We start from the raw sequence: 6,725 nt of genomic DNA on the forward strand, positions 1-6,725 counted from the left end.
CGCTGTGCGAGAGCCAGCGCAATACCGGCTACTCGGTCAACGGCGGTTTCGCCGAGTACGCGCTCGCCGATGCGGCCTATGTCGGCCATCTGCCGGACGGGCTGGACTTCGTCGCGGCGGCGCCGGTGCTGTGCGCGGGCGTGACGGTCTACAAGGGGCTCAAGGTCACCGATACCAAGCCCGGTCAGTGGGTCGTGATCTCGGGCGTCGGCGGGCTCGGTCACATGGCCGTGCAGTACGCGCGTGCGATGGGTCTGCAGGTGGCGGCGGTCGATGTGGACGACGCCAAGCTGGCGCTGGCGCGCACGCTCGGCGCGACGGTGACCGTCAATGCACTCAACACCGATCCGGCGGCCTATCTCAAGCAGACCATCGGCGGCGCGCATGGCGCGCTGGTGACGGCGGTGTCGCCCAAGGCCTTCGAGCAGGCGCTCGGCATGGTCCGCCGCGGCGGCACGGTGTCGCTGAACGGCCTGCCGCCGGGCGACTTCCCGCTGTCGATCTTCGACATGGTGCTGAACGGCATCACCGTGCGCGGCTCGATCGTCGGTACGCGGCTGGATCTGGAGGAATCGCTGGCGTTCGCGGCGCGCGGTGCGGTCAAGGCGACGGTGTCGACCGACCGGCTCGAGAACATCAACGACGTGTTCGAGCGCATGCGCCAGGGCCGGATCGAAGGCCGCGTCGTGCTGGATTTCGCAGCCTGAGGCTCGCGGCCGATCGCGCCGTCAGGCGCGATCGGCCGGCTCGTTTCACTCGGCCGGTGCGACCGGCGGCGCCTCGCCTTCGGCGGCGGCGGTTTCGCCCTCGCCGGCTTCGGCTTCTTCCTCGAGCGGCTGCAGCGCGACCACGCCGATCAGGTTCTCGCTCTCGGGCAGGCGGATCAGCGTGACGCCCTGGGTATTGCGGCCGACGCGCGCGATCTCGGCGGCGCGCGTGCGCACCAAGGTGCCGAAGTTCGAGATCAGCATCAGCTCGCTCGCATCGTCGAGCTGCACCGCGCCGACCAGGGCGCCGTTGCGCTCGGAGCACTGGATCGCGATGACGCCCTGCGTGCCGCGGCCCTTCTTCGGGTACTCGGCAAGCTCGGTGCGCTTGCCGTAGCCGCGCTCGGTCGCGGTCAGGATGTCGCCCTCGCCGTCGGCGACGATCAGGCTGACCACGCGTTCGCCGTCGGCCAGGCGCATGCCGCGCACGCCGCCGGCGGTGCGGCCCATCGAGCGGACCGAGCCTTCGTCGAAGCGCACGGCCTTGCCGTTGGACGCGAACAGCAGGATGTCGCGATCGCCGTCGGTGATCTGCACGTCGACCAGGGCGTCGCCCTCGTCGAGGCCGATCGCGATCTTGCCGCGCTGCAGCTGATAGGCGAATTCGGTCAGCGGCGTCTTCTTGACGGTGCCGTTGGCGGTCGCGAAGAACACGTAGCGGTTCTCGTCGTAGTCGCGCACGGCCTGGATCGCCTGCACCTTCTCGTCGGGCGCCAGCGGCAGCAGGTTGACGATCGGCTTGCCGCGCGCATTGGGGCCGGCGTCGGGCATCTGGTAGACCTTGAGCCAGTAGACGCGGCCGGTGCTGGTGAAGGTCAGCAGCGTGTCGTGCGTATTGGCGATCCACAGCCGCTCGACGAAATCCTCGTCCTTCAGCGCTGAGGCCGAGCGGCCCTTGCCGCCGCGGCGCTGTGCGCGATACGTGCTGGCCGGCTGGCGCTTGGCGTAGCCGGCGTGCGACAGCGTGACGACGACGTCCTCGGGCTCGATCAGGTCGAGGATGTCGATGTCGTCCTGGCTGGCCTGGATCACCGTGCGGCGCGTGTCGCCGTACTGCTCGCCGATCGCGACGAGCTCTTCGCGGATCACCGCGAGCAGGCGCGCCGGATCCTCGAGGATCTCGATCAGGCCGGCGATCGTGCGCAGCAGGTCCTTGTATTCGTCGGTGAGCTTCTCCTGCTCCAGGCCGGTCAGGCGCGCCAGACGCATCTCGAGGATCTGCTGGGCCTGGACCTCGGACAGCTGGTAGCCGGTCTCGGACAGGCCGACGTTCGGATCGAGGTTCTCCGGCTTGGACGCATCGGCGCCGGACGCGGCCAGCAGCGCGCGGACCAGGCCGGGCTCCCAGCGCCGCGCGATCATGCGCGCCTTGGCCTCGTCGCCGGACGGCGAGGTCTTGATCAGCTCGATCATCTCGTCGATGTTGGCGAGCGCGACGGTCAGGCCTTCGAGGATGTGAGCGCGGTCGCGCGCCTTGCGCAGCTCGAAGATCGTCCTGCGCGTGACCACCTCGCGGCGGTGGCGGATGAACGCGTCGAGGATCTCGCGCAGGCCCAGCGTGCGCGGCTGGCCGTCGACCAGGGCCACCATGTTGATGCCGAAGGTGACCTGCAGCTGGGTCTGCTGGTAGAGGTTGTTGAGCAGGACGTCGGCCATCGTGTCCTTGCGGACCTCGATGACGATGCGCATGCCGTCCTTGTCGGACTCGTCGCGCAGGCCGTCGGAGGCGATGCCCTCGATCTTCTTTTCCTTGTGCAGCTCGGCGATCGCCTCGATCAGGCGGCGCTTGTTCACCTGGTACGGCAGCTCGGTGACGATGATCGTCTCGCGGCCGTTGTCGTCGGTCTCGATCTCGGCGCGCGCGCGCACCAGGATGCGGCCGCGGCCGGTGCGGTAGGCCTCGACGATGCCGGCCGAGCCGTTGATGATGCCGGCGGTCGGGAAGTCCGGACCGGGCACCAGGCGCAGCAGTTCCTCGAAGCCGAGCTCGGGCTCGTCGATGATCGCGACGCAGGCGGCGACGATCTCGGCCAGGTTGTGCGGCGGCACGTTGGTCGCCATGCCGACGGCGATGCCGGCCGACCCGTTGACGAGCAGGTTCGGCACGCGCGTCGGCAGGACCGTCGGCTCCAGATCCTTCTCGTCGTAGTTGGGCTGGAAGTCGACGGTTTCCTTGTCGAGATCCGCCAGCAGCTCGGAGGTGAGCCGGTCGAGGCGGCACTCGGTGTATCGCATCGCCGCGGCGTTGTCGCCGTCGACCGAACCGAAGTTGCCCTGGCCGTCGACCAGCGGATAGCGCAGCGAGAAATCCTGCGCCATGCGCACCAGCGCGTCGTAGACCGACTGGTCGCCGTGCGGATGGTATTTACCGATCACGTCACCGACGACGCGCGCGCACTTGATGTACGGGCGGTTCCAGACGTTGTTGAGCTCCTGCATCGCGAACAGCACGCGCCGGTGCACGGGCTTGAGGCCGTCGCGGACGTCGGGCAGCGCGCGCCCGACGATGACGCTCATGGCGTAGTCGAGATAGCTCTGCCGGACCTCGTCTTCGATATTGACGCGAATGATTTCTTTGGCCGTATCAGCCATCGAGCGGGTCTTCCTGGAGTGTGTTTGCCAAACGCCCCGGACGGGGGTCGGGCGGACTCGCGACGAGGCGCGAATCCGACCGCGCATTGTAACACAACGGCCATCCCGGCCGCCCCGAAATCCACGGTGCAGGAACCACTTAGCGCTGCCGCGACAGGCGCTCGGCGCGCCCGGAGCACACAAACCGGCCGCAACGGCCGCCGGAGACCGGACTGGAGGCGGCGCGACCGCTGCGCTTGCGGCCCCGGGGCGCCGTCGCGCGTGCCCATCCCATGCCGGATGCAGGAGAAATGCACAGCGCCGCCGCGCCTGTCGGCCAAAGCACGAAGGCGGAGCGGGCCGTCCCGGGACAGCCGCTGCGAGCGGCAACGGCCTGCGGCGGCCGCGAGCACGGAATGGAAGGCCCGGCCTCCGGCCGGCGGTCAGGTCGACCGAAGGGCGCGCCGTGACGCGGACCGTGGGTCCGGCTCAGGCGGCGAAGACGCTCCGCGCGAGCCTGCGCGATTCGCGCCATCGCCCGGTCCGCGTCGCGAGGCGATCGCGCCGGCCGGACACGAAAAAGCCGGACCGATGCCTCGGTCCGGCTTTCTGGTCTCGACGCCGCGGCGACCACCGCAGCGTCCGCGGTCTTACCAGTACAGCTGACCGCGCACTTCGAGGGCGCTGGGCTCCTCGCTGGTGCCGTTCGGGCGATCGATGTCGGTCTTGACGTAGTTCAGCATGAACTTGAAGTTCTGGCGGAAGTACCAGTTGAGGCCGAGCGTGTAGTTGGTCTCCTTGCCGCCATTGACGCCGCCGTCCTTGAGGTTCATCTCCTCGGCGCGCAGGCCGAGCTGCCACATGCCCATGTAGCCGCCGTGGCCGGGCTTGTTGGTCGTGAACACGCCGCTCTTGTAGCCCCAGGTCTCGCCGGTGAGGTTCCACAGGCCCGAGACGTACCAGCCGTCGGTCGTGTAGTCCGAATGCGCGTGGCGCGCGATCGTCGAGTCGTAGTACTCGGCATTGATCTTGAACGGGCCGCCGACCCAGCCGCCCTCCAGACCGTAGGTGGTGACGTCGTCGGCGTCGCGCAGCGTGCCCGAGTCGATCAGGCGCGGCGTGGTGCTCATGTCCATGCCGGGACGGGTGCGCACGCGCGCGGTGTCCTCGTGCGTGTCGTAGGTCACCGCGGACAGGCCGAAGTGCAGAATGCTGCCGTCGGTGTTGATCGGCGCCAGCGTAAAGCGGCCGCCGAAGCCGTTGCCTTCGCCGCCGCCGGTCGTGATCTCGTCGCCGAACACGCTGCCGGTCAGCGTGTACATGCCGTCGGCCCACATCAGCGAGCTGCCCACTCGACGGCCGACCGCGTAGGTGCTGGTGACCATCGCCTTCGGGATGAAGTCGTTGTTCTTGGTGCTCGACAGCTCTTCCATGCTGTTGGGCTGCTTGTACTGGCCGACCGTCCAGGTCAGCGTCTTGCCGAGCTTGAACTTGGCGTTGACGTCCAGGAACTTGTCGTTGCGGGTGCTGGCGTCGTAGCCGATCACCCATTCCCAGTTGGTCGCCTTGCCCTTGAGGACGATCTCGGCGCGGCGCAGCTCGCCGTCGTCCTCGAGCGTGGTCAGGTCGTCGTCGTACTGCGTGTAGTCGGACTGGATCAGGCCTTCCAGCGAGATCTTGTGGCCGAAGATCTCGTCGAGCGTGACGTCGGCCTTGGCATTGAGGGCAAAAGTGGACAGAACGGTGGCGATAGCGGCGGCAAGCAGATGCGGACGCATGAGGGCTTAGGCTCCCGAGGGCGGATGGATGAAACGGGGCAGCGCGTGCATGGGCCAGGAGCTCACGAATCGTTAACGCTGCGACGGGCCGCAGGATGGGTTCGGTCGATGACAGGCACATGGACGATGGATGACAAACCGGTTACACGGCACCGACCGGGCCCCGCCTGATCCCGTTGCGATGCAGCACGCGCGGTTGCGCTAGGCTTCATCCGCGTCGCCGTATGTTCAGCCGCCGCCCGCGGCCGCATCGACGCATCGCGGGTGTGTCTGCCGCGTCAGATCCTCGTATCCCCCATTCCCATAAGGAGAATCCCATGTCGAAGACATTCGTGAAACCGGCCGTCGTCGTCGGCGGCGCCCTGCTCGGCACCCTGTCGCTGGCCCAGCTCGCGCTCGCCAGCGAGACGTTCAAGGCGCGCGACCTCGGCAACGGCTATCAGGTCGCCGCCGCGCACGACGACAAGGCGAAGGAAGGCAAGTGCGGCGAAGGCAAGTGCGGTTTCGACAAGATCGACAGCGACGGCAACGGCTCGATTACCAAGGCCGAGTGGGATGCCGCCAAGCCCGGCAAGGCCGACCACTTCGCCAAGATCGACAGCAACGGCGACGGCACGATCAGCAAGGCGGAGCTCGACGCCGCGATGGCCGCCAAGAAGGGTATGGAAGGCAAGTGCGGCGAAGGCAAGTGCGGCGGCAGCGCCAAGAAGGGCTGACGCGCCGATGCGCCACGGCCCTCTCGAAGGCGCCGGACTCGGCCTGCGGCGGGCGCTGACCGGCCCGCTGCAGGACCGTCCCGACGCGGCCGCGGCGGTCGACTTCTTCGAGATCGCGCCGGAGAACTGGATCGGCGTCGGCGGCCGCCTCGGCGCGACGCTGCGCGGCTTCACCGAGCGCCATCGCGTCGTCTGTCACGGCCTGTCGCTGTCGCTCGGCGGGCCGGCGCCGCTGGACCGCATGCTGCTCGAGCGGATCGGGCGCTTCATGGACCAGCACGGCATCGCCGCCTACAGCGAGCACCTGTCCTACTGCGGCGACGACGGCCTGCTCTACGATCTGCTGCCGATTCCGTTCACCGAAGAGGCCGTGCGCCACGTCGCCGCACGGATCCGCACCGCGCAGGACATCCTCGGCCGCCGCATCGCGGTCGAGAACGTCTCCTACTACGCCGCACCAGGCGCCGCGATGAGCGAGCTCGACTTCGTCAACGCGGTGCTCGCCGAGGCCGACTGCGATCTGCTGCTCGACGTCAACAACATCCACGTCAACGCGACCAATCACGGCTACGACGCCGAGGCGTTCCTGGCCGCCCTGCTCGGCGAACGCATCGCCTGGATCCATGTGGCCGGGCATCTCGTCGAGCCGGACGCGCTGCTGATCGACACGCACGGCATGCCGGTCGCCGATCCGGTCTGGCGCCTGCTCGAGTCGGCGTATGCGCGATTCGGCGTGAAGCCCACGCTGATCGAACGCGACTTCAACTTCCCGCCGCTCGACGAGCTGATCGGCGAGGTGCGGTCGGTGCGCGAACGCCAGCAGGCCGCGGCGCGCTCCGGCACCGCGCCGGCACGGGCCGCACATGGCTGAGGACGCCTACGCCGGCGCGCTC

Annotated in this window: 5 protein-coding genes; 3 read left to right on the forward strand and 2 right to left on the reverse strand. The window is 68.5% G+C overall.

What is annotated here, in order from left to right:
• Window positions 1-707: zinc-dependent alcohol dehydrogenase (locus tag VMR06_RS11925; RefSeq protein WP_325376589.1), on the forward strand; the 707-nt coding region annotated here is incomplete at its 5' end.
• A gap of 45 nt (window positions 708-752) precedes the next feature.
• Here the strand turns inward: VMR06_RS11925 and gyrA are convergent.
• Together gyrA and VMR06_RS11935 are read right to left on the reverse strand one after the other, a co-directional pair.
• Window positions 753-3,359 carry a DNA gyrase subunit A gene (gene gyrA, locus VMR06_RS11930; RefSeq protein ID WP_325376591.1) on the reverse strand — a complete coding sequence of 869 codons (2,607 nt, stop codon included), beginning with the start codon at window positions 3,357-3,359 and terminating at the stop codon, window positions 753-755.
• Window positions 3,360-3,988: 629 nt separating this feature from the next.
• Complete coding sequence (locus VMR06_RS11935; RefSeq protein ID WP_325376593.1) at window positions 3,989-5,116, reverse strand: OprO/OprP family phosphate-selective porin; 1,128 nt, start codon at window positions 5,114-5,116, stop codon at window positions 3,989-3,991.
• 317 nt (window positions 5,117-5,433) lie between these two features.
• Here VMR06_RS11935 and VMR06_RS11940 point away from each other — a divergent pair, with 317 nt between their 5' ends.
• Both VMR06_RS11940 and VMR06_RS11945 read left to right on the forward strand, forming a co-directional pair.
• Window positions 5,434-5,832 (forward strand): EF-hand domain-containing protein, encoded by a 399-nt coding sequence (locus tag VMR06_RS11940; RefSeq protein ID WP_325376595.1) that lies wholly within the window; start codon window positions 5,434-5,436, stop codon window positions 5,830-5,832.
• Window positions 5,833-5,839: 7 nt separating this feature from the next.
• On the forward strand, window positions 5,840-6,703 hold the full coding sequence (locus VMR06_RS11945; protein ID WP_325376597.1) for a DUF692 domain-containing protein: 864 nt from the start codon (window positions 5,840-5,842) through the stop codon (window positions 6,701-6,703).
• The last annotated feature ends 22 nt before the right edge of the window (window positions 6,704-6,725 follow it).

Origin of the sequence: Dokdonella sp., assembly GCF_035511235.1 — a bacterium.
In the GTDB taxonomy this organism is placed as follows: Bacteria; Pseudomonadota; Gammaproteobacteria; order Xanthomonadales; family Rhodanobacteraceae; genus Dokdonella.